The sequence below is a fragment of the Vibrio sp. 1249-1 genome, from assembly GCF_033340495.1.
On record NZ_JAWOWJ010000822.1, the window covers coordinates 1 to 594 of the forward strand.

Genomic DNA, 594 nt, shown 5'->3' on the forward strand with positions numbered 1-594 from the left:
CAGGTTAGCGCCGTCCTGTGAAAGGACAGACAAGTTACGAACAATGGTGCCAATCCCTCCGGGGAGGTTAGAAACAAAGGCCTTTTCTGGGTCGGTTAAGGTTCCAGAGTTCGTTGCGTATTTGTAGATCACACCAGGTGTAGAGCTTGTTCCTAACAGCATATCGGTGATCTGGTTCTTGATACCTTTGAGCACGACAGCTTTATTGCTGGAGCCAGCACTCAGGCAGTTGGTCGTATCAGAATCACAGGAATAGATCTCAACAGAACCGCCTGAAATCAGGTCTGACAAGGTGATCTTGTTACCTGGTAGGGTCGTCAGAGGGGTTGTTTTCGCACCAGTGCCGGTTGAGTTCGGGTCGTTTACCAGATCACCAATGATGACTGTGCCGGTTAAAGACATGATCGCTTCAAGAAGGGTGTTATCCCCGTACTGGAACCAGGTGTTGGCGTTGTTGCTCTTGAGTTGCTTCCAGACGATGTTGCCAATCATCTTGTTGTATTCGTCAGGTTTGTTGGCTTTCAGTTCTTCCAGAGGACTCTTGCCGCTGGTTTCCTGCTTGGACCCGAAGAAGTCTTCATACAGGCCGGAAGT

The 594-nt window shown here is 49.5% G+C and carries 1 protein-coding gene; it reads right to left on the reverse strand.

What is annotated here, in order from left to right; translation table 11 throughout:
* Positions 1-594 (reverse strand): conjugal transfer protein TraH (locus tag R7Z50_RS29120; protein WP_318149961.1); only part of this gene is annotated, 594 nt, incomplete at both ends.